Raw genomic sequence first — 24,522 nt, 5'->3', positions numbered from 1 at the left:
GGTACTAGAAGTTAAAAACTACGACTGTATTGTAGGCCAACTAAGATTGCATTAGCTTCTGTGGTACCGCTAATATTTGACGTCAAACCAATACTTTGTTCTTCAAACACATCAACTTCTTTACCCATTAAATAAGTAAAACCAAAATCAATATTAGATTTACTATCTATGTAGTAGGTAAAACCAGCGGAGAACCATTGACGATCTGAATCAGGAACAGAGATTGATGTAATCTGATCTTGTGCACTTTCGTCATACATATAGCCAGCACGTAATGTCCAATCGCTACTCAAGTAATAAGTTGTACCAATCGAGTAATGAAATGCATCCTTCCATTCATAAAGTGCAATAGCTCCTGAACCATCGGCGTCTAAAGTGTTAAACTCAGACCAACGAGTCCATTGGATGCTATAATGTACTGCAAATTTAGAGTCCTCAATGCGATGATAGCCCGAAAACTCTGCCATATCAGGTAACGCTATAAATAGTTTTGAGTTTGGATTGTCGTTATCACCAATAACACTAACATCACCTTTTGCTTCAAGTTCTGGGCTGTATCTATACGCTAAACCAAAACGATTATTCTTGTTTAGCTCATAAACTGTACCCAAATTAAAGCCTACTGCGACACCATCTGCTTCTGCCTTGACAGCATTCAACTGCCCTGAGACAGTCGGAAGAGTAACATCTTTTGGTTCACAAGCTGGCACAGGATGCGAGCATGGTGATACTGAGTAAGTTCCTCCACCTAAAGAGATATTAGCATTTCTCTCTAACTCACCTTTACCGTAAATTACATCTAAACCAGCACCAAAGCTAAGTTTATTACTTAAACGATAAGAACCAGACAAGCCTAAATTCAGGCTCATTATATCGGTTTTACCGCCATACTCTGTACCCGCAAAAGTCGTATCATCAAACTCAGTACTTGTACCGAAGTTAGAATATAGATTTACACCCCATGCAAACTGATCATTTACAGGCACAATCAGATGGATGTTTGGCGCTACAGACGTGCCACCAGCGTTATCATAGTTAGAATCTACGGTATCAGTTGTCGCAAATGCTTTGTACTTAGCGTCGGAAACGGTGATCTCCGTGATGATTGTTTCAAAACCAAGAGATAACGACATCTCGTCAAACAACGCCATCGCGGCTGGATTGCGAGCCATAACAGATGCGTTGTCTGCAATCACAGCGTCACCAGCGAATGCGCGACCGATGCCTGTTGCTGACTGGGCATTTAGTTGAAAACCAGCAGAATTTGCTTGAGAAGAGATAAGAGCAGCGCCAACTAAAATAGCTGACTGAGCGAAGGTAAATTTCTTGTACATGGAAAAGTCCGTAACAGTTTGTTTTACCTTTCCTTGGTACAAATGCCTAATCCATATGGCGTATTGCCAAGTATTTTACAGAACTTTATTCCATAGTAAATGTCGTACCATAAAGTTATTGATAAAACATTAGATTAGAGTTTTTGCTCCACACGTGACACCTGAGTATTTGCACTGATCTGACCAGATTGATTGAGGAAGGTTTCGAACTAGAGCGCACAAGATTAGATGAATTTTTTGTGTCAGTGGAGAACTAACATTCATTCGTGTGAAGTTTGAGTTATCAATAACCTACGAAAAGATGCCAACGTATGAGATCTCCCGTCGTAAATTTGGAATCGAATGCTGACTATTTTTTAACCTAATCTTCATTGACGAATATCACATCCACTTCTAACTTTTGATATTAGTGTCATAGCCAAGGAGGTCCACCAAATGAAACGTGCCAGCAATTCCTATCGTCTGCAGTTGATTAAAGAAGTCGCTACTCGCCAAGCGCGGCTGAATGGTGGAGATCCAATGGCCAGCCATATTCAGCACTTAATTGATGACAAGGGTCATGATGACTCTAAAAGCGAGCTAAACCAGCGTTTTTCCGGTAGCCATTTTGACGAACATGCTGGCGGTTGGGTAAGTGATCATTGGGGACCCAAATAGATCAGCGTGGATCAACAATAATCGAGAGAGGTTCACTTTCTAATCGCATTAGAATCTCTCTCTGTTCATCATCAGACAGTCGATACCATTGATGCCGTTCTTGACGGGTTCTACCACAACCCAAACAGCGTCCATGACTTCCTGCTCTGCACAAGCCGATGCAAGGATTAGCTTGTTGGTTTCTCACATCCATATAACACCTCAATATACAATGGGAGATACTTATTGTATGGTCGTTATTTCAAGGTATGTCAAGGAGTTAGAACTAAAACAAGTCTTGTTGAGGGTTAGAAATCTGTGAATCGTTCAATTCAGGTGGTGGTTTACGGTGTTTACGAATGTAGCGTTGGCGGCAAAGCTTTATAACATGCAATTGTTGAGCAGACGTCATATTTAACCAATTGAAGCGTTCCTCTCGTTTACGCATACATCCCTGACAGTAGCCTTTTTCATCTACCGTACATACGCCTACGCAAGGGCTAGGGACCGTAAAAAATTCGAGTTGCTCCAATTGATGACTCACCTATTCATGTGCCACAGTTATACTCTAAGCTAAGTATAAGTAGATGTTTATCAATAAGTTCCAATATGTGATTCACACCAAACTATGACTTAGTGCTGACAAAAACAGTGTTTTATTATCTATACTGCTTTCATCAGGCCTATGAATAGGCTTATCTATCTACTATTGGAGTTGATCTATTATGAAGCTTAGTCCAAAAACGTTACTTGCAGCAATTACCCTTCCTTTTATTGTAACTGCATGTGCGAGCAATGGTGACGATGTGAAACAAATTACAGCTCAAGATCTTCAGCACCATAATTGGGAGTTGGTGAGTATTGACGGTAAAGATATCGTTCTAGAAGGCCGCCAAACAGCACCCCGTCTTGAAGTGGGCGAGAAAATGACTGCAAACGGTAATGCTGGCTGTAACAACTTCTTCGGTCAAGCAGAGTTAAAAGATAACCAGTTCCGTATTGAGAAGATGGGTATGACAATGAAAATGTGTGTTGGCGACCTAATGGACGTTGAACAAGCATTCTCTCAAACTCTATCTGATTGGAGCGACATGACTCTTACTAAAGATGCGATGGTTCTAAAAAATGACGTACACACACTTACGTTCAAACTAAGTGACTGGAAGAACTAATCAACTCTTTTAAAAAATCGATATAAGCAGCTTTCGGGCTGCTTTTTTGTTTTGTGGCTCATTTTTCAAACAACTCATCAACAAATACATCAAATAATTAATAAATCAGCCTTTTTTCAGTCATAATGAATGAATATTTGGATTGCTCCGGTCTTACCCATTGGCCAATACAATTATTCAACAAACAGGGACTATTATGACAAGGTTGATCACTCTATTCTCGATACTACTTTTTACCCTCACTACCCATGCTTCCGACGATTGGCAAAAGACTCTCGAAGCGGCAAAAGGACAAACTGTCTACTTTCATGCCTGGGGTGGAAGCCAAGAGATTAACCAATACATTCAATGGGCTGGAGCCAATTTAAAATCGAACTACAACGTGACGCTCAAGCACGTAAAAGTGACCGATATCGCCGAAACGACCGCACGACTTATCGCAGAAAAAGCAGCGGGGAAAAATAGCGGCGGTAGTGTCGATATGGTTTGGATCAACGGCGAAAACTTCAAGTCGATGAAAAACAATCAATTGCTGTTTGGCCCGTTTGTAGAAGAGCTTCCAAGCTGGAAATTCGTAGACAAAACCTTACCTGTCGATAGCGATTTTTCTGAGCCGACTGAAGGGTTGGAAGCGCCTTGGGGTGTCGGTCAACTTGTGTTTATCCACGATACTCAGTCTTTAAACAATCCACCGGCGTCATTCAGTGAAATGTTGAGTTATGCAAAAGCATTCCCGAATACACTTAGCTACCCTCGCCCTCCTGAATTCCACGGTACGAGCTTCTTAAAAGCTTTGCTCATTGAGCTGACAAACAACGATCCATCACTGCAGCACCCTGTTGATGAAAAGAACTTTGACCTCGTCACTTCTTCGCTATGGAAGTATCTTGACGAGTTCCACCAAGTGGCATGGCGTCAAGGCAAACAGTTCCCAAGCGGTACAGCTGAAACTCTACAACTTCTGGATGATGGGCAACTCGATTTAGCCATTACGTTTAACCCAAATGCGGTATTCTCTGCGCAAGCCAACGGTAACCTTGCTGATACCACTGCTGCTTACGCTATGGAAACAGGCGCTCTGTCGAACATACATTTTCTCGCTATCCCTTGGAACGCGAATGCGTCAGAGGGTGCCCAAGTCGCAATTAACTTCTTACTGAGTCCAGAGGCTCAATCACGTAAAGGTGATCTTAACATTTGGGGTGACCCATCAGTATTGGAGAACCAATACTTAACAGGAACCGCAAAGAATACAACGCTGTACAAATCGGTTGCTGAGCCACACCCTAGCTGGCAAGCAGCATTAGAAGCAGAGTGGCAAAAGCGATACGGTAACTAAAACCCGTTTGCCAATAAACCCAACACTATGAGAGCCAGATGTTAAGAGCTGCATATTTATTAGTATTCGTTGTATGTATTGCCCCAATCTTCCCCGGGTTCATTGGTGTTTTGCTCTCTTCATTTGGCTACGTTCCACCAGTAGGGTTGTCTGATTTCTCCGTCGCCGCTTATTGGCAAGTTTTCGACTGGTCAGGGGTTGCAACCTCCATCGCACTAACAGTATTTAGCTCACTAACTAGTACCTATCTATCTTGCTTGTTCTGTTTTGCAATATTGCAAAGCCTTTGGTTAAACAAACACTGGAGAAAAGTAGAGGCCCTGCTTTCACCATTGTTAGCGATGCCTCATGTTGCGTTTGCTATTGGATTCGCATTTCTTTTCTCGCCAACTGGTATGATTGCAAGACTATTTGCTCAAAGCTTTGGGATCGAATTAGATACAACCCAAGCATCTTGGTTTGTTAATGATCCTTATGCACTTGGACTTGCCCTTGCCTTATCATTTAAAGAAGTGCCATTTTTGCTCTTGATGAGCATCCCTGTTCTTCAACAACTTAAGCTAGACAAGACGTACCAAGTCAGTACTGCTCTGGGTTATTCACCTGCACAACTATGGTGGAAAGTGGTCTTTCCTCAATGGTTAAGCAAAATGCGTTTCGCCCTGTTTGCTGTTATGGCTTATGGCGCTTCAGTTGTAGACTTGAGTTTGATTCTTGGACCAACCAACCCACCGACATTCGCTGTATTAGTATGGCAATGGTTTAACGACCCTGATCTATCCCTAATACCTCGCGCCGCGGCTGGTGCCGTTTTATTGTTTGCTTTAGCAAGTGGGTTGTTGCTTCTCATAGTAGCGATTGAGAAAGGCTTAACGCGTCAATTTGGTGATTGGCAGTTTTCTGGTCGTCACGGTATCCACTTACCAGGTAAAACTTTGTTCACCCTATCGGCATCACTGGCTGCTATCATGTTTCCGATTATGCTGATTTGGAGCTTCGCTCATCGCTGGCGTTTTCCAGATCTTTTACCTTCACGCTATAGTGAGCGCTTTTGGCAAAACGAATGGACTAATATTATCCCGTCTATCAGTCAAAGCCTGTGGATTGCGCTTGCGACGGCCTTTATTGCACTATTTTTTGGTATCATTGCCCACGAATACCGCATCAAACACAAGCTACACTTACCGAGCTATATCATCGCTTTGCCGATGTTGATTCCTCAGCTTTCTATTCTGTTTGGGCTTCAAGTTTCTACACTCTATCTGTCTGGAGATTCTTATTATTTGTGGGTAATTTGGTCACATGTCTTTTTTGCTTTCCCATTTGTATATTTAGCCTTGAACGGCCCATGGCAAAGTTACGACCAAAATTATACTCGCGCCGCACTAAGCCTTGGCAAATCTCCAATGTATGTGTTCTTGAAAATTAAAGGGCGTCTGCTGCTACCTGCGATTCTCTATGCATGGGCAGTAGGTGCAAGTGTCAGTCTTGCACAGTACTTGCCAACTCTGATGCTAGGTGGTGGGCGAATAGCCACAATTACTACCGAAGCCGTTGCGCTCTCTAGTGGCTTTGACCGACGAGTCACCGCCATCTACGCAATTTGGCAGGCGATATTGCCATTTGTATTTTTCTCTTCAGCGATTGTGCTAGGAAGACTTTTACTCAGACGACCTCAATACCAACAAAAAACAAAGGATACGGTTGCGCATGACGTTATGTCTCGAAAACCTCGCCATCCATAAACACAACGGCGAAACGCTTTTTGCAGAGTTCAATCTCACCATCCAAGCAGGCGAAATGGTTTGTTTGATGGGACCAAGTGGCTGCGGAAAATCAACCTTATTGAACCTAATAGCTGGGCATCTTAGTGATGAATTTGCCTTTCAAGGTAGCTTAACTTTAGATGACAAAGATCTGGTTGAGACAGAAGCCCATTTACGTCAAGTAGGCATCCTTTTTCAAGATGACCTGCTTTTTCCTCACCTGAATGTATGGCAAAACTTAGCTTTCGCCCTACCCAATAACATCAAAGGTGAAACACGTAAAATCAGAGTCTTAGAAGCCTTGAAAAAGGTTGAACTCGTGCATCTAAGCGAATCCTTCCCTGAACAGATCTCTGGTGGACAACGCGCTCGTATCAGCCTACTACGTATGCTCCTCGCTGAGCCTAAGTTAGCCTTGTTGGATGAGCCATTTAGCAAACTAGATAAAGCATTAAGAACTCAATTTCGGGATTGGGTCGTGGAGCAACTCAAACAAGCTAATATTCCTGCATTAATGGTTACACACGACATTGAAGACGCTCCGACACATGGGCGTATTGTCAGCTGGCCATGGGAGACAAAAGATGCTGGATAGATTTAGTATTAAGGTGATTCGCTGGCCCCTTAATCAAGCAGCCGGCATATTAGACAAAGCTGGTGCAACCGCTAACCAAACGACGTTGTTTGGTTTTCTGCTCGGGTGCTTAGCCTTTCCTGCCCTAATTTTGGAGCAATATACAGCTGCGTTAGCCTTTATTGTTTTAAACCGAGTCTGCGATGGACTCGATGGCGCTCTAGCCAGAAAACAAGGGATTACCGATGCGGGTGGTTTCTTAGATATCAGCCTAGATTTCCTATTCTACTCTCTGATCCCGTTTGGTTTTGTTCTTGCCAACCCAGAACAAAATGCGATAGCTGGTGCATTTTTGATCTTTTCTTTTATAGGCACAGGCTCAAGCTTTCTCGCGTTTGCTTCTATGGCCGGAAAGCGAGGCATCGATAACCCTGTCTACAAAAACAAATCTCTCTACTACATGAGTGGTCTAACAGAAGGTACGGAAACCATTGCGTGCTTCATTGCTTTCTGCTTGTTCCCGCAGCACTTCGCCATCATCGCCTATGTTTTTGGCGCTGCATGTTGGTTTACCACCTTTACTCGTATTTATTCTGGGTTTCATACACTCAAGGAGTGACGTGAGCTAAAAGAGAATAAACAGCAGCATCGAGGCAGCAAAACCTGCACTGAAGCTCATCGCATGGAAAGTTTCTTTTCCTGCGGCAACATATTGACGAGATATCTCTTCTTGGTAACTTTTCACATAAAGTTGCTTGATGTAGTCGTTATACATAATGAGTCCTCCTGACGTAGTAAACTCATTACAGCGTAAAACCTCAAGCTAACTTTAGGTCAAGTGCCGTATTCAAAAAAAAGCGCCAACTTAGGCGCTTTCTTTTATTGGTTTACTTAAACCTTAATACCTTCAATGACGCTTCAGGATCTGCGTCTTCAAACTCAGGGGGGTTTTCCAAACGTTCCACGAAGTTAAGCTCCGGCGCTTCCTCTTTCATTCCATCAATCAAGAATTGGCTGGTTACTTGAGGTGAGTTAACGCAAGCAATGACTTCTCCCCCCTCAGCGAGTAAGTCAGGTAGCTTTCTAAGGATACGCTTGTAGTCTTTCGTCAGAGCAAAGCTGCCTTTTTGAAATGATGGTGGATCAATTACGATCAAATCATAACGGCCCATCTTCTTGATTTTGCCCCACGAACGGAAAATATCATAGCCAAGGAACTTAACTTGATTGATGTTGTGAGCATTCAGCTTATGGTTCTCTCGACCTTTCGCTAATGAACCTTTAGACATGTCAACGTTCACGACTTGATCCGCACCACCAGCAATAGCTGCAACAGAGAAGCCACAAGTGTATGCGAATAGATTTAACACGTTCTTATGTTTAGCGTTCTCTTTAACCCAGTCACGTCCGTAGCGCATATCAAGGAATAAGCCGAAGTTCTGATTACGTCCAATATTAAGCTGATATTTAAGGCCTGACTCTTCAACCACTGGCTGACTATCAAGTTCACCCAAAATTACTTCAGAAGGAGCACCTTCAGCAAAACGGTATTGAACAACAATCGACTGACCTTGTTTGTCTAACCACAGTTGAGATTGAGATAGCTCAACTAAACCCTCTTTAAGCGTTTCGATAAATTCATCATCGACTTGCTTAAAAATGGCAACAATTAATTGGCCCTGAATCCAGTCACAGGTGATCTGCTCAAGTCCCTCAAAACGACGGCCACGGCCATGGAACAAACGGCGCACCTCATTTGGTGCTTGTTCTAACTGCTGATTCAGTTGGTCAAAAAAAGTAGCCAGTTGGTCAGCCTGCATTGGAGCAGGAATTACTTGTTGATCTTCGGCCATGATAGCTCCCATGGGGTGAGCCAAGTCTCTATGCCTTGGCGAATAGTATCGTTGTTCCACTTACGACCCAAAAGAGTTTGATTTCTTGGGTCGCAAACAAAATTAAAATCTTGATTTTGATAGGTAAAGCAAAGTGCAAATGCATGGAGGTAACCACGATCAGACTCATTACCCGCATTGTATATAGGGTCGCCTACTATCCCAGAGCCAACCGATTTGAGCGCAACTCGAATTTGGTGCGTTTTTCCACTATGCGGTTTACACAAAAACAACCTTTCACCTGGCTCTGCGGCCAAAGAGAAAAACTGTGTTATCGCTGGGTTAGTCTGAGAGTTAAGAAGCTTCCAAGATGCACGGCGAGAGCGTTCCATATCGCCACTTACTAGCCCTTGTTTCTTTTTAGGCTTCTTGCTACCAATTGCTAGGTAATACTTCTCTACGTTTCTCTGAGCGAACAATTGAGATAATTCGCTTGCCGCAGAAGAATGTCTCCCTAGTAGCAGAATGCCCGAGGTCATTTTATCCAAGCGGTGTATGAGATAGAGTTTTTCATCGCCCGTTTGTTTGGCAACTTCTTGAAGCAGCATTGTATCGCCATCATCCTTATGTACGGAAACATTAGGGTGTTTGCAGATGACGATAAAGTCAGTGTGGGTGTATAAGATATCAAACATTTAACTGGCTCCACTTTGGACGCACGAGTATACCCGTTATCCTAATGAAAGCCAGTTTTGTAAAGGTTACAGCCAGATCAAGTTAGGCTCAATTAAGTTTGAATTTGCCGACAAGTACTTCGAGCTCCTCTACTTTAGCATTCAAACCATCCACGTTTTGAGAGCTGCTAGTCGCCAATTGGAGAGACCGTTCAGAAATATCACTAATTGCCGTAATGTCTGCGGCTATTTCTTTGGTTACCGCAGTCTGCTCTTCTGCTGCGGTAGCAATAGAGTTGACCATAGATTGTACGTTAGCTGCGCCGGCTACAATCTCTTCAAGTGCATCGACCGCACCAGAGCTTCGTTCTACTCCAATTTCCACCAGCTGGCAGTTTTCGACCGTATACGTCACCGCTTCTTGAGTACCCGATTGAATCTGCTGGATGATCCCACCGACTTCTTGTGTGGCCTTAGTTGTTCTTTCTGCTAATGCTCGGACCTCATCAGCAACAACTGCGAAACCGCGGCCAAATTCGCCCGCGCGTGCAGCCTCAATTGCCGCATTGAGTGCGAGTAGGTTAGTTTGCTCTGCGATTTCTTCAATCACGCGGATAACAGAACCAATTTGCTCACTGTGTTTACCAAGTCCATCCATTTGCTTTGACATCTCTGTCATCTGTAGGCTCACTTGCTGAATTGAATCAACCATCTCTGTGATAATCTGACGGCCAGATTCAGCACTACCTTCTGAGCGTTGAGCCTCTTCGAAGGTAGCAGAGCCTTGTTGAGCGACTTCTGCAATCGTTAAGCTTAACTCTTCCGCTGCGGTAGCAATCAGATTCGCTTTGTCTGCTTGAGATGATGCACCTTCAACAATGTCTTGGCTAACGTTAGATAGTTGACCAGTGACACTTTTCACTTCATTCGCAACCGATGAAATACTGCCGATAAGAGTGGTTAGAGACCCTTGCATCTTGTTGATTGAAATCGCTAAATTCGCAAGTTCATCGCCAGAATTATCGACAATGTCTTCTGCAGTCAGATCACCATCAGACACCTTCTGGGCCACTAAATCTAACTTAGTTAAACGAGTGGTAATCGAATTGGATAGTACATATGCAATAACACAAGTCACCGCCAAAGCAATAAGGAATAAAACAATAATACTGCTCTCGATTGTGCTGAATGAGTCTGTTAGTTTCATTAGAGATTCATCAGTTTCAACAATCTCCGCTGACGATGCTTCATCGAGCAGATTTTCAATTGGAGCTAAATAAGATTCATAGAGTTTGCGTAGTTCCATGATTTCTTGTTCAAGCGCTTCCTTGTTACCCAAAAGAGGGACGATTTCTTTTTCGAAGCCTTGGGTGAATCCGCGCATCAATTTTTCGATTTCTTCAATACGGCGGTAATCAGCTTTACCTGGGACTTCTAATGCTTTGACAACCGCGATCGCATCCGCAAACTCTTGTTTATTCGTTTTATAATCGTTGAGCGCTCCCGGTACACCAGTAATCGCACCAGTCGCATCACGATAGACGTCGCCAGCTTCATCAATAAGGATTAAGTACCCCACCACTTCTGGGACATCATCCATGCGAATTTCATCAGCTACCGAATGAGATTGGGTGACCTCTGTCCATATCACACCAACCATGAGAGTCATGATTGCAAGAATACAGCCAAAACCGGCATACAATTTTTTCCGAACCGACCATTTCACTACACACCTTCCTTTGAGTAATGTTCAATCGTAAATTTATGATTACTCAATAATATCGACTTATTGATAGGTTTCTTTAATAAAAGTAGTTGATTGAAACGAAAAAACCTCCCAATTGGGAGGTTTTTATTTTAGTCGGTTTAATCGCTGCTAATTTATAGCTTCTTAGATAGAACACCCGCCAGAGCGATAATACCTAGACCAAGCAACATGATTTCGCCTTTACCGCTGTCGAAACCTGACTTGATCCCCATAAATGCAACGATTGCGATTGCAAATGGGATTACGTACTTAACTAGGTTGTACCATAGACCGAATAGTGGGAATGATACTTCGCCGTCGTTCGTGATTTCTTTTTCAAGCTCAGCGCGAGATAGACGCCAGCCAGCAAAGATACATACCAACATACCGCCAACTGCTAGGAAGATCTTATCAGTTAGAAGGTCGAAGATATCAAATGCGCCCGTGCCGAATAGCGTTGGACCTACACCGCCAAGTGATAGTGATGCGAACACACATAGTGTCGCCATTACTGCACTTGCAGAGATAACTGCTGTTGAACGCTTCATACCTTTTTCATCGATTAGGTAAGAAACTACAACTTCAAGTAGAGATACAGAAGATGTCAGCGCCGCTACCGTTAGACCGATGAAGAACATTAGAGCGAATAGAAGACCAATTACGCCGCCCATTTCAGCAAATAGCTGAGGCACAACAACGAATACTAGACCAGGACCTGCTGATGGCTCCATACCGAATGCGAACATTGCTGGGAACATTGCAACACCTGCAAGAATCGCAACACCTGTATCCATCGCAGTAACCATACCTGTAGTTTGAACTAGGTTCTCTTTCTTCTTCAGGTAAGAGCCGTAAGTCATCATACAACCCATACCAAGCGATAGAGAGAAGAATGCTTGACCTAGTGCTGCTAGAACAACGTTACTGTCAACTTTTGAGAAATCTGGCATGAACAGGAACTCAAGACCCGCCATTGCACCAGGAAGCATTAGACCTTTCACCGATACAACGATCAGGATAAGGAATAGTAAAGGCATTAGAACCTTACCTGCTTTCTCGATACCGCCAGAGATACCTTTCATTACAATAATGATGTTAAGGAATAGGTATACTGCCATCCACATTAGTGGCTGAACTGGGTCAGAGATGAAACCACCAAAGCTGTCGCCAATTGCTTCAGGCGTGCTTAGTAGGCCGCCACCAACTTTGAAGATATATGCTAGTGCCCAACCACCTACTACAGGGTAGAAACCCATGATAAGTAGACCACTGACCACACCAATAACACCAGTAAATGTCCAACGACGGTCCGTCGATTTGAACGCGCCTACTGCTGATAGACCTGTCTTACGACCAATAGCGAATTCAGTAAGCATTACGCTAAAGCCGATAAAAATTACGAATAGTAGGTAGATCGCAACGAACGCACCGCCGCCACTCTCACCTGCTGTGTAAGGAAATTTCCATATGTTGCCTAAACCTACAGCTGAACCAGCTGCTGCCATTACGAAGCCTAATTTAGACCCCCACGTATCACGGGGCTGTGCACTTGTACTTGTAGCCACGGTTACTCCATTAAATCGTTTTGTATGTTGTGTTTGCTTCTGTTAGGCGCCTATAAAAGCGATTGTAAAATTATATTTACACTTATTAGAATTTTGAGTGACGCTAACGTTGTAGCAAGTAAACCAGTTTAGGAATAAAATTGGAAGCCCAAATAGTTTATTTTTCCACCACAAATGTAATTAATATGTTTAAATGCTGTTTTTTTAGCCTTTAACACAAATTACCCACCAGTTTTTACATTCACATAACAGATTCGTTCTATCTATCAATCTGTAGCCATGATCAACTGATTTCCGAAAATCATGCTTGTCGTTATTCAACCTGAGTTCTAATATTGGGAGTGCCACACACTTCTAGGTTATTGAATGGAAAAGTTTTATCACTTTCTGACACTTGCAGGGATTGCCTTTTACTGGATCTTGGTCGCTGGTGTGACTATTCGAGTAGTACTAAAACGAAGAGCCGTCAGTGTTTCTCTCGCTTGGTTGATGATCATCTATATCATCCCGATTGTTGGTGTCGCCTGTTACTTTCTGTTTGGTGAACTTAATCTAGGTCGAAAACGTGCTGAACGCGCCAAAGAGATGCTTGCTCCATTTGCATCATGGTTCTCTAGCCTCAATAACTGCCATGCTCATTCCCCGGAAAGCTTTGGTCGCCACATCTATCGCATAGATGAACTGTGTAACAACCGACTGGGTTTACCCGCTCTATCAGGTAACTCACTCTCACTACAAAGCTCGCCCGATCAGATTCTCCACTCTATTATTGAAGATATCGAGAACGCGCAATCAAGTATCCGCCTTGTCTTTTATATATGGCATCCCGGTGGTCTAGCTGACTCTGTTGCCTCTGCGCTTATCCGAGCATCTAAAAGGGGCGTTGATGTAAAACTGCTTCTCGATTCCGCTGGTAGTCCACGCTTTTTCCGCAGTCAGTGGGTACAAATGATGCGTAACGCTGGCATTCAAGTGGTTCAAGCATTAGAGGTGAGTCCGTGGCGTATTTTCCTTAGACGACTTGATTTACGTCAGCATCGTAAAATCATTGTTATTGATGAGAAGATTGCTTACACCGGTTCAATGAACTTAGTCGACCCTGCCCACTTCAAACAAAATTCTGGTGTTGGCCAGTGGATCGATATCATGGTCCGTATCACTGGCCCAACCGTAAACGTTTTGTCTGCCATTCATTGTTGGGATTGGGAAGTGGAAACTGGTTCAAGAACATTCCCTCAACTTCCAGAGTGTTCCATCAACCCAAATGAACCTCAGCATCCAGTTCAAGTTGTGCCTTCAGGGCCAGGTATGCCTGAGCACTTAATATCGCAAGTACTAACACTCGCTATCAACCAAGCTAATCGCTCGGTACGAATTACTACCCCTTATTTCGTTCCGAGCTCTGATTTGCTCGAAACACTCAAGATGACGGCACAACGCGGTATCAATGTTGAGTTAATAATCCCACATAAGAATGACTCCTTAATGGTTCAGTGGGCCTCTCGCGCGTTTTATAGCGAGTTATTAAGCGCTGGAGTTAAGATTTTTGAGTTCTATGGTGGCTTACTACATACCAAGTCAGTTGTAATAGATGAACAATTCTGTCTAGTCGGAACCGTTAACATGGATATGCGCAGTCTATGGCTTAACTTCGAGCTCACTTTGGCTATCGATGATGAAGCATTCACCAAAGAAATGTACTGGTTGCAACAAGGCTATATCGATAACTCCCATCAAGTCGACTTTGAACAGTGGAAGAAGCGAACACTCTTTTCTCGCTTTTTGGAGCGTGTTTTCTACCTATTCAATCCGCTACTTTAATCGGGCTTGCTATTCATGCTTTGCCATGGTTTAAATAAGGCAACCTATGATTAGATAAGGACTTCCAATGTCAGAGAGTAAGCAGACCAAATACGTTACCGCAGGTCGTGATAAAAAGTGGACTAATGGTGTTGTAAACCCTCCTGTACAGCGAGCGTCAACCATCGTATTTGATACTGTAGCTGAAAAGCAGCAAGCAACGATCAACCGTGCAAATAAGACGCTTTTCTATGGCCGCCGAGGTACAAATACGCATTTCGCCTTTCAAGATGCAATGACAGAGATAGAAGGTGGCGCCGGCTGTGCTCTTTACCCTTGTGGTACGGCAGCGATCTCCAACGCGATCCTTTCGTTCGTTGAAACGGGTGATCATATCTTAATGGTGGATACTTGTTACGAACCAACTCGTGATTTCTGCGACACCATTATGAAAAAGATGGGCGTCGAAACTACTTACTACGAGCCAACCATTGGTGAAGGCATTCGCGACCTTATTCAACCAAATACAAAAATCCTGTTTTTGGAATCTCCTGGGTCGATCACCATGGAAGTTCAAGACGTACCGACTCTTTCAAAGATCGCTCATGAACAAGACATCATTGTGATGCTCGATAATACCTGGGGCGCAGGGGTGAACTTTTCACCATTTGATCATGGCGTTGATATCTCGATTCAGGCTGCGACTAAATACATTGTCGGCCACTCGGATGTCATGCTTGGTACTGCTGTCGCGAGCGAGAAATACTGGGATCAACTACGCGAACAAAGCTATCTAATGGGCCAATGTGTTTCACCAGACGACGCGTACTTGGGTCTACGCGGTATTCGTACGTTAGATGTACGTCTACGTCAGCATGCAGAAAACAGTTTGAAGGTGGCTAAGTGGCTTCAATCTCGCCCTGAAGTTGACCATGTTCGTCACCCTGCTATTGAAACCTGTCCTGGTCATGAATTCTATAAGCGCGATTTCACAGGCGGTAACGGTCTGTTCTCGTTTATCTTAAAGACGTCTTATTCTAAAGCGACCACAGCACTATTAGACGGAATGAAGCATTTCAGCATGGGCTACTCTTGGGGTGGCTATGAAAGCCTTATCTTAGCCAACGAACCTAAGAGCTTTAATAGCTTGCGTACAATTGCGAACCCGAACTTTGAAGGAACTCTGATTCGTCTGCATATCGGCCTAGAAAACGTCGATGACTTAATTGCAGATTTAGAAGCTGGATTTGCTCGCTATAACGCACTCATTCTAGAGAAAGAAGCGACAGCGTAAAGACCGCATAATTAGTTAAATTAAAAAGAGCGCTTAGGTGCTCTTTTTCTTCGCTGGGCAGCTCATCAGATGATCATCAACAAGACCTGCGGCCTGCATAAATGCGTAAACGGTAGTCGGACCAACAAACTTAAAACCCCGCTTTTTCAAGTCTTTACTGATCTGTTTGGATAGTTCCGTGCTTGACGGGAGCTCTGACATGGCTTGCCACTTGTTCACAATAGGATTGTTGTTTACATACGCCCAGAAGAACACATTAACTGAACCAAACTCTTTCTTGATTAGCAGTAGTTGCTTAGCGTTATTAATAACCGATTCTATCTTTCCACGGTGACGAACTATGTCGGGGTTTACGACCAAAGACTCAACATCTTGTTCAGTCATCTGGCTAACACGATCAATATCGAAACCATAAAACGCGCTTCTGTAGCCTTCACGCTTTTTTAATATCGTGGTCCAACTTAATCCTGCTTGTGCGCCTTCCAAAGACAACATTTCAAACAGCAAATTGTCATCATGGACTGGTACGCCCCACTCGGTATCATGATACTCCTTATCCAATTCAGACACATTTGCCCATGCACAGCGCTGCTCTTCCATATTAACTCTCTCCTAAATAGCCCTGACACTCAATTTAACGATAAGCCTGTCTCTACTCAATAAAAAAGCGCTAACTCTTATCTCAGAGTTAGCGCTTTGAAACACTTGATCTAATTAACCTTTAGATCTCGACCACTTTCACTTTATGGAAAATACGATACAGCACCGGAACAACGATCAGCGTCAGTACCGTGGCAAAGCCCAAACCAAACATGATGGTTACCGCCATCGGCTTAAAGAAGATATCAGGAAGCAACGGAATCATACCAAGAATGGTTGTGATCGCCGCCATACATACTGGACGCACACGACTTAGTGACGCATCTACCACCGCGATGTATGGCTCTTTACCCGACTTCATCTCGATTTCAATCTGATCAAGTAACACGATGCCGTTTTTAAGTAGCATGCCTGACAAGCTCAAGAAACCGAGCAAAGCCATAAAGCCAAATGGTGTATCGAGCGCAAGTAGACCCGTTGTCACACCGATAATGGCGAGAGGGACAGTTAACCATACAATCAGAGGCTCCTTTACTGAGTTAAATAGGAACACAGTAACTAGGAACATGAACAAGTAACCCATCGGCATAGTGGTAAATAGAGAAGCTTGTGCATCACCCGACGATTCATATTCACCACCCCACTCTAATGAATAGCCTGGAGGCAGTTCAATCGCTTCAATTTGAGGCATCAAACGTTTCTGCAGAGTCGCTGCCGTCTCTTCGCCGAGCAAATCAGGATCCGCCATCACCGTTAACATACGCTTACGGTTCTTACGTACAATGATCGGATCTTCCCAACGTAAGTCATAACCCATTGTGATTTGCTGTAATGGGATATATTCACTTAGTGCTGGGCTCCAAATCTTCATACCTTCGATGTTACGAATATCGATGCGTTCATCTTCAGGTAGTCGAGCCACAATCGGCATTAACGTTGTACCGTCACGATACACACCCACTGATTTTCCTGAGAAAGACATCGCTAAGAATTCATCCACATCTGACTTAGTGATACCGTAACGACGTGCTTGGCTCTCATTGAACTGAGGTTCAAGTACCTTAGTACGCTCACGCCAGTCATGACGAATATTAGTTGCACCAGGATCTGCGTGCATGATGTCTTCTACTTGCTTAGCGATACCACGTAGAATCGTTGGATCTGAACCAATGATACGCGCTTCGATCTTCGCACCGCCACCTGGACCTAACTCGATCTGTTTAAGCTTGTAGTTAATCTCAGGGAACTTGTCCTCTAGATGCTGTCTGAAGTTCGTCATCAAAGTAGCAAGCTTTTCGTAATCAGTGACGCGCGTAGTGATTTCTCCATACGCTGCGTAGCTTTTCTCTGGCGCGTAAGTCAACATAAAACGTTGCAGACCTTTACCTGCGGTTGTCGTGATATGGTCAACACCATCTTGCTCAGAGATCCAAGACTCTAGCGCTTTTAACTTGGTGTTAGTCGCACGAATGTCCGTTCCTTCAGGCAACCAGATATCCGCTTGGAAAATCGGTGTTGTCGATGATGGGAAGAACGACTGCTTCACTTGAGTAAAACCTGCAATACTTGCCGCAAGACCTAGAATCAAGACAATGACGGTTAGCCAAGCGCGCTTCATACAAAATTCTAAGAAGCCCTTGTAAAGTACAAAGATCATGCCGTTGTATGGGTCACTTTCTTCACCATCTTGCTTGAATTTTTGACCTTTGAAAAAGATATCAGCAAAGAATGGTGTTAGTGAAATCGCCGTAAACCAACTCAACATCAAAGAGATCAATAATACGGTGAATAGAGTCCCACAGTATTCACCGGTCGAGTCTTCTGACAGACCGATTGGTGCAAACGCGGTGACGGCAATTACGGTCGCGCCTAAGAGCGGCCATTTCGTCTGCGTGACAATGTCTGTCGCCGCCTGCATTCGCGTCCGACCTTTCTGCGTCCCTATCAATATCCCTTCGACGACCACGATGGCGTTATCCACCAGCATACCCAGTGCAATAACTAGGGCACCTAAAGAGATACGTTGCAAATCAATAGCAAAGTACTTCATGAAGATGAAGGTACCTAGCACTGTTAGTAATAGAATCAGACCAATCAGTAGTCCAGAGCGTAGTCCCATAAAGAACAGCAGAACGATAATTACGATCGCGACTGCCTGCCCTAGGCTGACTACAAAGCCGCTAACCGACTTATCTACTTCTTTCGGCTGACTATAGATTTCAGAGATATCTACGCCAACCGGCTGCTGGAATTTAAGTTCAGCCAAACGTCGGTCAAACCGCTCGCCAACTTCAACCACATTGACCCCTTGAGCAAATGAAACACCCAAGTTAAGCGCTAAATCGCCATTAAAAGTAATGATGTTCGTCGGTACTTCAATATAACCGCGCTTAATTTCAGCAACGTCTTTTAAGTAGATTAACCCTTGTGCACCACTTTCCGTGATGATCAAATCGCCCAACTGATCGACATTTTCGAACTCACCCGTCGGATGAATTCGAATGTATTCATCGCCGATTCGAATCGCACCAGCGTCAGATACAACGTTTTGAGTTGAGAGAAGGTTGAACACTGTGCTTGGCGCAAGACCTAAACTACTCAAGCGTTTCATCGACACTTCGATAAATACTTGTTCTTGCTGTTGACCCGAGACCGAAACTTTACTCACTCCATCAATGAGCTCCAATTCACGCCTCAAGTAATCAACATAATCAAGTAACTCCTTATAGCTGTAGCCATCACCCGTGACAGCCAACAAAATGCCGTAGACATCACCAAAATCATCGATAACTTGTGGGTCATTCACCCCCGGAGGCAATTGTCCTTTTAGATCATTAACCTTACGGCGTAACTCATCCCAGATCTGAGGTAAATCGTCTGGACCGTAGTTGTTTTTCATTGTCACAGTAATTTGCGACAAACCACGGCTAGAAATAGAGTTAACTTCATCTACGTAGGTAAGCTGTTGGATAGCCTTTTCTAGCGGATAAGTCACCTCTTCTTCTACTTGTTGTGGGGTTGCACCAGGGTAAGATGTAACAACCATCGCATCTTTAATGGTGAAAGCTGGGTCTTCTAATCGGCCTAAGCCAAAAAATGCTGCTGCGCCACCAATCAAGAAAATCAGAGAGATCATCCAGCTGATCACACGATTTCGAATAAAGTACGCTGCAATTCCTGTGATGTCCTCATCGCTTTGAGGCGAGTTTACTTTGTTATCACTCATGACCAGCCTCCTGCTCCACTACTTGTACTTCCATTCCTTCTCTCAATCGTGATACGCCTGCAATAACCACTACTTGGTCGTTATTCAAGCCCTCAAGCACCTGTACTGAGTCTTTACTCGCTTTACCGGTTTTGATCAGTTGTTTAGTCACTAAGTTATCTGATCCTAATACCCAAACATATTTATTTTCTCGCTCTAAAGGCTCGCCATCGTCATTAAAAATGGCTTCAATTGGAATTTGTACACCAAGGTTCATTTCTAGGCCGATATCTTCACCCTTTGATGTCACTTCTACAGCCATACCATCAAGAATGTATTCATCTTCAGGCATGGGTAAAGATAGCGTCACTGTAAAGGTTCCCGTCGCAGGATCTGGTTCGGTGGTGAATTCTTTGATTTGCGCCTTGTATTCATTTCCGCTCGGTACTTTAACAATGGCATTTACTTTTTCTAACGCTTGCTGATTCGGTTGATTGACGTACAAACGATCCGGAAGCTGTATCAAGATTTCAACGCTCTCCACGCTGTGAATATTGACCACTTGTTGTCCCACCTGCACATTTTCAAACTGATCAGCACTGACACGAGAAATAATGCCATCTACTGGTGCTCTCAATTTAGTGAATGAGAGGCGAAGCTTCGATAGCTGAAGTTCTGCATACGCAATCTGTCTATTGGCTGCAATTTCGTCAAACTGAGACTTTGCCAAGAGTCCTTTATCAACGAGAGGCTTTGAGCGCTTATATTGGCTATTAACAACGCTATAGCGGGCAGAGGCGTTATCAACATCCAACTGATAATCGGTTGGGTCGAGCTCAGCAATCAGGTCCCCTTTTTTCAGTTGGTCACCTTCCTTGACATAAAGCTTGCTGATTTCTCCCGCAACACGAAAGCTCAAATGAGAGCGCTCTGCCGCATTAGCCACTGCCGGGAAATACAACCGATCTTCTTTGACCTTGTGTTCAGAAAGCTCTAACACTTTCACCTTGGGTTTACCAAAATCGACATATTGCAGCTCACCGCCACAACCTGCTAAGAGCGCTACTGTCGACAATGCGCATAGATTTATCCATTGCTTCATCTTATAGACCTCGCTCTTTAACCCACTCTCGAACTTTGATTCCCGGTTCGATACCACCAACTCCAGATACAATGATTTGATCGCCTTCATTCAAACCACTTTTCACCTGACGCTTTTCATTTAACTCAACTTGTGCTTTAGCCACAATGCCTTGTTGATCCACTCGCCACACATAGATTTCGCCATTTTCTTCCATTAGCGCAGACTCAGGGATTCGTGTTGCATTCGTTGATTCAACCGCGACATGAACTGCGCCCGCCATACCTGGTAGCACGCCAATATCGGTAGGTCTTTCCATCACCATGGTCACTTTGTAAGAGCCGGTTTTTTGATCGGCTTCGGTATCAACCTCTTGGAAAAGTAGCTCATACTGATTTTGCGGGAACGCATCGAAAGTCATGGTTGCCGTTAAGTTCACCCCACTAGCAAAACGGTTGAGTAAATGGTCTGGCAGCTGAAAGAGCACCTTCATCAATTGGTTGGTTTGAATGTTCATCACCCCCTGTTTAGCGGCAATGTATTCATAGGTTTCAGCAGGTACAAGAGAAATAGTACCGTCATAGGGAGCAACTAATTGGGTGTAGCGCAGGTTAGCTCTCGCCTGCTCCAAAGTCGCTTTTGCAGAATTGTGGTTTGCTTTCGCTTGGTCAAAGTCTTGCTCAGAAACAACTTTGTCCTTACGAAGCTTTTTATAGCGTTGATATTGAACATCCGCTAAACGAAATTGAGCTTCGGCCTGCTTAGCAAGCAAGGTATATTCATCGGGGTTTAAAGAAGCAAGTACTTCACCTTTTTTAACAGGCTGCCCTGCAAGTACATCAATAGATTGCATTTGACCAGGAACACGGAATGCGAGAACCGCTTTATCGCCAGCTTCAGATGTTGCAGGAAAGGTTCGTTCAAATTGAGCATTGCCAACGGAAACTGTAAATAATTTGGCGGGCCTAGAATCAGGCTCAGGAACAGGAGGAAGCTCCTTACCACAGCCGCTCAATGCAGCAGTTATGGCAAGAAGCAAAACAGATTTATACATAGTCAACCATCCATTTGTAGCTATTAGTTACAAAGATAGATGAATGCTAACCTGACTTCCATAACAGTAGCAGTAAATTGTTATGAAAATTAGTAATTTGCTTTTATATGGACGAAGCGTCGCAAATTTGAACAACTACAAAAGTATAGATTGAGCACTCTTAGATAGAGTGCTAGTGGTCGCTTCTTTACAACGACTTAAACTCTCGATTGACTTTGAAAGCATCGGACGTCACATAAGCTTCTATATCACGTACTTGAGCTTCAAGGTTTGCGAAATCCTTTTCGATGGTATTTAGCAATAACTCTGGAGTTTGCCCTTGCTTCCAAGGTTTATTCTTTAACTTGTGTTCTTGCTCTGCTTTCATCGCTTCGACATAGTTTTTCGGTTGTTTCTCTATCATCAATGTCATTGCGATGTAAGCAAGAAGGACAAGGAAGCTTCCCCCAAGCAGCGCAGCCGAAATAACCAGAATTCGAACTAACCACACTTCCAATGAGAAGTAATTTGCAAGACCAGCACAAACACCACTGATTTTTCCATTGACCGTATCGCGGTAAAGCTCACGTTTAGTCATATCGACGTCTCCAAGTTGGCGATTCTGCATCTAAGATTCGTTCCAGAGTATCAACACGCTTTTGCATGCTCTCGGCTTTTTCAGACAATAGCTCTAAGCGTTGAAGATCTTCTTGCGATAACCCTGTACTTGCATTTTTTTTGCTTCGGTAATGTAAAAACAACCATAACGGTGCAACAAAAATCAGAAAAACAATTAACGGACCAGCAATTAAAAATGACGACATATATAACTCCTTAAATGGATAAGAAGAGTGGGTTTATTCACCCTTCCACCTAGCTAAACTAACAAAAACAAACAGGAATTACTTTTTATCTTCCATTTGCTGCTTTAATTTTTCTAGCTCTTTTTCTATGTCATCTTGAGCCTGAAGTTCAGCGAACTCTTGGTCTAAAGATTTTGCATTGCCTGTCTTGGCATACAAATCTGCCTCAGCTTCCATCTCATCGATTTTTCTAGAGTATTGCTCGAACTTTGCCATCGCTTCGCTCGTACGTGCAGTGTGCAAATGCTTTTGAACATCTCTGCGGTTTGAAGCCGTTTGACTGCGGATTGCTAATGCTTGCTGCTTCGCGCGGGTCTCTGTAATTTTTGTTTCTAGCTTGCCAATTTCGCCCGTTAGCTTTTCGATGGTTTCTTCAACCAAAGTTTGCTCTGTATGCAGGCCTTTGAGCATATCTTGCAGTTTTTGCTTTTCGATTAATGCGGCACGAGCTAAATCTTCACGCTGCTTAGTGAGCGCTAACGTTGCTTTGTTTTGCCACTCATCAATCGTGCTTTCAATTGATTCTACTTTGCGCGCCAACTCTTTTTTGTCTGCAATTGCTTTCGCCGAGTTGGTGCGAACTTCAACCAAGGTGTCTTCCATTTCTTGGATAATTAGACGGATCATCTTTTCAGGATCTTCCGCTTTGTCTAATAGAGCACTGATGTTTGAATTAACAATGTCTGCGAATCGAGAGAAAATACCCATAGCGAGGCTCCTTATGTTGATAATGTAAGAGCGCAGCAGTTGCACTCCATATAAATTCATTTTGTACCCTAGCTATACTCCAAGTAACGTGCCAACTTTTTAGTCTATATAAATCAGTCGGTTAACAAAATTTAATTTGCATTCGACGATATCTTGTGATGAATTTAACCAACAGTAGGTAAATTTCGCCACGGAGCGTGTCATGCAACAAAACTTGATCGGAGAATCACCGTCGTTTCTGTCAGTACTGGATAAAGTGTCTAAATTGGCCGCCATTGAACGACCAGTATTGATCATTGGCGAGCGAGGTACGGGTAAAGAATTAATTGCGCAGCGACTCCATTACTTGTCTAAGCGTTGGGACCAACCACTGATTTCACTGAATTGCTCTACACTCAGCGAAGGATTAATTGACTCAGAACTATTTGGTCACGAACAAGGCGCATTTACTGGCTCTAAAGGTCGTCATAAAGGCCGTTTTGAACGTGCTGAAAACGGAACTCTATTCTTAGACGAATTAGCGACTGCACCATTACTCGTTCAAGAAAAACTGCTTCGAGTTATAGAGTATGGTCAATACGAACGCGTTGGTGGCCACCAATTGCTTAACGCAAATGTTCGCCTTGTGTGTGCAACCAACGCAGATTTACCCCAAATGGCCAGCGAAGGAAGTTTCCGGGCTGATTTGTTAGATCGACTGGCATTTGATGTCATTCACCTTCCTCCTTTAAGAGAGCGACAAGAAGATATTTTGCTGTTAGCGGAGTATTACGCCATCAAGATGTGTCGTGAACTTGGTTTTGAGTACTTTGTCGGGTTCACTCAACACGCAGAGCAGAGCCTACTAACCTACCCATGGCCCGGAAATGTCCGTGAGCTAAAAAACGTCATTGAACGCGCCGTATATCAGCACGGAATCCAAGATTCCCCTATCGATTCCCTTGTATTCGATCCATTTCAATCAAGCTGGGAAACCCCAACTGTTCCCGAAAGCGATGTAAAGGAACTCGCACCCACAACAGAGTTTCACTTCCCGGTCAACTATAAGCAGTGGCAAGAAGAGCAAGACCAACTCATACTTAAAGCAGCATTGGTTCAAAGTCAGTATAACCAGAAGAAAGCAGCAGAGCTTCTTGAGCTGAGTTACCACCAATTGCGTGGCATGGTGCGTAAGTACGATATAACCAACGAGAGTTAACCCACCAAATTTGTGGTTTTACTTTGGTTCCTTGTGGCAAATAGTGGTAAATTATTAGGATCTTAAGGCATAATGGTGAGTTCCATTGCGCTTTGTCCCAG

The 24,522-nt window shown here is 43.7% G+C and carries 24 protein-coding genes; 9 read left to right on the top strand and 15 right to left on the bottom strand.

Annotated features, from left to right (window positions below; all coding sequences use genetic code 11):
• Positions 1 to 11 precede the first annotated feature (11 nt).
• Positions 12 to 1,334 carry an outer membrane protein transport protein gene (locus AAFX28_RS14815; RefSeq protein ID WP_408688773.1) on the bottom strand — a complete coding sequence of 441 codons (1,323 nt, stop codon included), beginning with the start codon at positions 1,332 to 1,334 and terminating at the stop codon, positions 12 to 14.
• A gap of 435 nt (positions 1,335 to 1,769) precedes the next feature.
• Between AAFX28_RS14815 and AAFX28_RS14810 the strand changes: the two genes are divergently transcribed.
• Complete coding sequence (locus tag AAFX28_RS14810; RefSeq protein WP_408688772.1) at positions 1,770 to 1,991, top strand: hypothetical protein; 222 nt, start codon at positions 1,770 to 1,772, stop codon at positions 1,989 to 1,991.
• Position 1,992: 1 nt separating this feature from the next.
• On the opposite strand, the gene AAFX28_RS14805 is transcribed toward AAFX28_RS14810, so the two are convergent.
• The gene (locus tag AAFX28_RS14805) at positions 1,993 to 2,184 is read right to left on the bottom strand and encodes a DUF1289 domain-containing protein (protein WP_408688771.1); all 192 of its coding nucleotides are present in this window, start codon (positions 2,182 to 2,184) and stop codon (positions 1,993 to 1,995) included.
• A 72-nt stretch (positions 2,185 to 2,256) separates the two neighbouring features.
• Complete coding sequence (locus AAFX28_RS14800; protein WP_408690880.1) at positions 2,257 to 2,502, bottom strand: DUF1289 domain-containing protein; 246 nt, start codon at positions 2,500 to 2,502, stop codon at positions 2,257 to 2,259.
• 193 nt (positions 2,503 to 2,695) lie between these two features.
• On the opposite strand from AAFX28_RS14800, the gene AAFX28_RS14795 reads away from it, so the two are divergent.
• The 5 genes from AAFX28_RS14795 to AAFX28_RS14775 all read left to right on the top strand — a co-directional run bounded on the left by AAFX28_RS14795 (position 2,696) and on the right by AAFX28_RS14775 (position 7,440).
• A complete protein-coding gene (locus tag AAFX28_RS14795; RefSeq protein WP_408688770.1) occupies positions 2,696 to 3,142 on the top strand; it encodes an META domain-containing protein in 447 nt (148 codons plus the stop codon).
• 196 nt (positions 3,143 to 3,338) lie between these two features.
• Complete coding sequence (locus AAFX28_RS14790; RefSeq protein ID WP_408688768.1) at positions 3,339 to 4,481, top strand: ABC transporter substrate-binding protein; 1,143 nt, start codon at positions 3,339 to 3,341, stop codon at positions 4,479 to 4,481.
• A 38-nt stretch (positions 4,482 to 4,519) separates the two neighbouring features.
• Positions 4,520 to 6,226: an ABC transporter permease gene (locus tag AAFX28_RS14785; protein WP_408688767.1), complete on the top strand. Its 1,707-nt coding sequence runs from the start codon at positions 4,520 to 4,522 to the stop codon at positions 6,224 to 6,226.
• Positions 6,192 to 6,842, top strand: a complete 651-nt coding sequence (locus tag AAFX28_RS14780; RefSeq protein ID WP_408688765.1) for an ATP-binding cassette domain-containing protein — start codon at positions 6,192 to 6,194, stop codon at positions 6,840 to 6,842. Before AAFX28_RS14785 ends, AAFX28_RS14780 begins: the two co-directional genes overlap by 35 nt.
• Positions 6,832 to 7,440, top strand: a complete 609-nt coding sequence (locus AAFX28_RS14775) for a CDP-alcohol phosphatidyltransferase family protein (protein WP_408688763.1) — start codon at positions 6,832 to 6,834, stop codon at positions 7,438 to 7,440. The genes AAFX28_RS14780 and AAFX28_RS14775 overlap by 11 nt, the downstream gene beginning before the upstream one ends.
• A gap of 6 nt (positions 7,441 to 7,446) precedes the next feature.
• On the opposite strand, the gene AAFX28_RS14770 is transcribed toward AAFX28_RS14775, so the two are convergent.
• The 5 genes from AAFX28_RS14770 to AAFX28_RS14750 all read right to left on the bottom strand — a co-directional run bounded on the left by AAFX28_RS14770 (position 7,447) and on the right by AAFX28_RS14750 (position 12,639).
• On the bottom strand, positions 7,447 to 7,596 hold the full coding sequence (locus tag AAFX28_RS14770) for a hypothetical protein (RefSeq protein WP_408688761.1): 150 nt from the start codon (positions 7,594 to 7,596) through the stop codon (positions 7,447 to 7,449).
• A 112-nt stretch (positions 7,597 to 7,708) separates the two neighbouring features.
• Positions 7,709 to 8,641, bottom strand: a complete 933-nt coding sequence (locus AAFX28_RS14765) for a class I SAM-dependent methyltransferase (RefSeq protein WP_408690879.1) — start codon at positions 8,639 to 8,641, stop codon at positions 7,709 to 7,711.
• Between the two features lie 11 nt (positions 8,642 to 8,652).
• Positions 8,653 to 9,348: a TIGR01621 family pseudouridine synthase gene (locus tag AAFX28_RS14760; RefSeq protein WP_408688760.1), complete on the bottom strand. Its 696-nt coding sequence runs from the start codon at positions 9,346 to 9,348 to the stop codon at positions 8,653 to 8,655.
• Between the two features lie 88 nt (positions 9,349 to 9,436).
• Positions 9,437 to 11,053, bottom strand: a complete 1,617-nt coding sequence (locus AAFX28_RS14755; RefSeq protein WP_408688758.1) for a methyl-accepting chemotaxis protein — start codon at positions 11,051 to 11,053, stop codon at positions 9,437 to 9,439.
• A 155-nt stretch (positions 11,054 to 11,208) separates the two neighbouring features.
• Entirely contained in the window at positions 11,209 to 12,639 is a 1,431-nt protein-coding gene (locus tag AAFX28_RS14750) for a sodium-dependent transporter (RefSeq protein ID WP_408688757.1), read from the bottom strand.
• A 366-nt stretch (positions 12,640 to 13,005) separates the two neighbouring features.
• Between AAFX28_RS14750 and cls the strand changes: the two genes are divergently transcribed.
• Both cls and AAFX28_RS14740 read left to right on the top strand, forming a co-directional pair.
• Positions 13,006 to 14,460 (top strand): cardiolipin synthase, encoded by a 1,455-nt coding sequence (gene cls / locus AAFX28_RS14745; RefSeq protein ID WP_408688755.1) that lies wholly within the window; start codon positions 13,006 to 13,008, stop codon positions 14,458 to 14,460.
• A 67-nt stretch (positions 14,461 to 14,527) separates the two neighbouring features.
• Positions 14,528 to 15,733, top strand: a complete 1,206-nt coding sequence (locus AAFX28_RS14740) for a cystathionine beta-lyase (RefSeq protein ID WP_408688753.1) — start codon at positions 14,528 to 14,530, stop codon at positions 15,731 to 15,733.
• A 33-nt stretch (positions 15,734 to 15,766) separates the two neighbouring features.
• On the opposite strand, the gene AAFX28_RS14735 is transcribed toward AAFX28_RS14740, so the two are convergent.
• The 7 genes from AAFX28_RS14735 to pspA form a co-directional block, all read right to left on the bottom strand.
• A complete protein-coding gene (locus AAFX28_RS14735) occupies positions 15,767 to 16,333 on the bottom strand; it encodes a DNA-3-methyladenine glycosylase I (RefSeq protein WP_408688751.1) in 567 nt (188 codons plus the stop codon).
• Positions 16,334 to 16,454: 121 nt separating this feature from the next.
• Positions 16,455 to 19,559, bottom strand: a complete 3,105-nt coding sequence (gene vmeI, locus AAFX28_RS14730; RefSeq protein ID WP_408688750.1) for an efflux RND transporter permease subunit VmeI — start codon at positions 19,557 to 19,559, stop codon at positions 16,455 to 16,457.
• On the bottom strand, positions 19,552 to 20,640 hold the full coding sequence (locus AAFX28_RS14725) for an efflux RND transporter periplasmic adaptor subunit (RefSeq protein WP_408688749.1): 1,089 nt from the start codon (positions 20,638 to 20,640) through the stop codon (positions 19,552 to 19,554). Before AAFX28_RS14725 ends, vmeI begins: the two co-directional genes overlap by 8 nt.
• Position 20,641: 1 nt before the next feature.
• The gene (locus tag AAFX28_RS14720) at positions 20,642 to 21,673 is read right to left on the bottom strand and encodes an efflux RND transporter periplasmic adaptor subunit (RefSeq protein ID WP_408688747.1); all 1,032 of its coding nucleotides are present in this window, start codon (positions 21,671 to 21,673) and stop codon (positions 20,642 to 20,644) included.
• A gap of 187 nt (positions 21,674 to 21,860) precedes the next feature.
• Positions 21,861 to 22,280, bottom strand: coding sequence for an envelope stress response membrane protein PspC (pspC, locus tag AAFX28_RS14715; RefSeq protein WP_408688745.1), 420 nt, complete (start codon positions 22,278 to 22,280; stop codon positions 21,861 to 21,863).
• Complete coding sequence (gene pspB / locus AAFX28_RS14710) at positions 22,243 to 22,476, bottom strand: envelope stress response membrane protein PspB (protein WP_408688744.1); 234 nt, start codon at positions 22,474 to 22,476, stop codon at positions 22,243 to 22,245. The genes pspC and pspB overlap by 38 nt, the downstream gene beginning before the upstream one ends.
• 78 nt (positions 22,477 to 22,554) lie before the next feature.
• Entirely contained in the window at positions 22,555 to 23,223 is a 669-nt protein-coding gene (pspA, locus tag AAFX28_RS14705; RefSeq protein WP_408688743.1) for a phage shock protein PspA, read from the bottom strand.
• 202 nt (positions 23,224 to 23,425) lie between these two features.
• Here pspA and pspF point away from each other — a divergent pair, with 202 nt between their 5' ends.
• Complete coding sequence (pspF, locus tag AAFX28_RS14700; protein ID WP_408688741.1) at positions 23,426 to 24,421, top strand: phage shock protein operon transcriptional activator; 996 nt, start codon at positions 23,426 to 23,428, stop codon at positions 24,419 to 24,421.
• Positions 24,422 to 24,522 lie beyond the last annotated feature (101 nt).

Source organism: Vibrio sp. TBV020 (assembly GCF_046056895.1).
Classification (GTDB): Bacteria; Pseudomonadota; Gammaproteobacteria; order Enterobacterales; family Vibrionaceae; genus Vibrio.
The sequence above is the reverse complement of the archived record's forward strand: the minus strand, read 5'-3'. Positions and strand labels throughout refer to the sequence as shown.

Excerpts from the sequence above, each read along its gene's own strand:
- AAFX28_RS14735 (WP_408688751.1), bottom strand. The coding sequence starts at position 16,333 with ATGGAAGAGCAGCGCTGTGCATGGGCAAATGTGTCTGAATTGGATAAG.
- AAFX28_RS14790 (WP_408688768.1), top strand. The coding sequence starts at position 3,339 with ATGACAAGGTTGATCACTCTATTCTCGATACTACTTTTTACCCTCACT.
- pspA (WP_408688743.1), bottom strand. The coding sequence starts at position 23,223 with ATGGGTATTTTCTCTCGATTCGCAGACATTGTTAATTCAAACATCAGT.
- pspB (WP_408688744.1), bottom strand. The coding sequence starts at position 22,476 with ATGTCGTCATTTTTAATTGCTGGTCCGTTAATTGTTTTTCTGATTTTT.
- AAFX28_RS14760 (WP_408688760.1), bottom strand. The coding sequence starts at position 9,348 with ATGTTTGATATCTTATACACCCACACTGACTTTATCGTCATCTGCAAA.
- AAFX28_RS14815 (WP_408688773.1), bottom strand. The coding sequence starts at position 1,334 with ATGTACAAGAAATTTACCTTCGCTCAGTCAGCTATTTTAGTTGGCGCT.
- vmeI (WP_408688750.1), bottom strand. The coding sequence starts at position 19,559 with ATGAGTGATAACAAAGTAAACTCGCCTCAAAGCGATGAGGACATCACA.
- AAFX28_RS14720 (WP_408688747.1), bottom strand. The coding sequence starts at position 21,673 with ATGTATAAATCTGTTTTGCTTCTTGCCATAACTGCTGCATTGAGCGGC.
- AAFX28_RS14740 (WP_408688753.1), top strand. The coding sequence starts at position 14,528 with ATGTCAGAGAGTAAGCAGACCAAATACGTTACCGCAGGTCGTGATAAA.
- pspC (WP_408688745.1), bottom strand. The coding sequence starts at position 22,280 with ATGCAGAATCGCCAACTTGGAGACGTCGATATGACTAAACGTGAGCTT.
- AAFX28_RS14780 (WP_408688765.1), top strand. The coding sequence starts at position 6,192 with ATGACGTTATGTCTCGAAAACCTCGCCATCCATAAACACAACGGCGAA.
- AAFX28_RS14785 (WP_408688767.1), top strand. The coding sequence starts at position 4,520 with ATGTTAAGAGCTGCATATTTATTAGTATTCGTTGTATGTATTGCCCCA.
- AAFX28_RS14795 (WP_408688770.1), top strand. The coding sequence starts at position 2,696 with ATGAAGCTTAGTCCAAAAACGTTACTTGCAGCAATTACCCTTCCTTTT.
- cls (WP_408688755.1), top strand. The coding sequence starts at position 13,006 with ATGGAAAAGTTTTATCACTTTCTGACACTTGCAGGGATTGCCTTTTAC.
- AAFX28_RS14770 (WP_408688761.1), bottom strand. The coding sequence starts at position 7,596 with ATGTATAACGACTACATCAAGCAACTTTATGTGAAAAGTTACCAAGAA.
- pspF (WP_408688741.1), top strand. The coding sequence starts at position 23,426 with ATGCAACAAAACTTGATCGGAGAATCACCGTCGTTTCTGTCAGTACTG.
- AAFX28_RS14765 (WP_408690879.1), bottom strand. The coding sequence starts at position 8,641 with ATGCAGGCTGACCAACTGGCTACTTTTTTTGACCAACTGAATCAGCAG.
- AAFX28_RS14725 (WP_408688749.1), bottom strand. The coding sequence starts at position 20,640 with ATGAAGCAATGGATAAATCTATGCGCATTGTCGACAGTAGCGCTCTTA.
- AAFX28_RS14775 (WP_408688763.1), top strand. The coding sequence starts at position 6,832 with ATGCTGGATAGATTTAGTATTAAGGTGATTCGCTGGCCCCTTAATCAA.
- AAFX28_RS14805 (WP_408688771.1), bottom strand. The coding sequence starts at position 2,184 with ATGGATGTGAGAAACCAACAAGCTAATCCTTGCATCGGCTTGTGCAGA.
- AAFX28_RS14810 (WP_408688772.1), top strand. The coding sequence starts at position 1,770 with ATGAAACGTGCCAGCAATTCCTATCGTCTGCAGTTGATTAAAGAAGTC.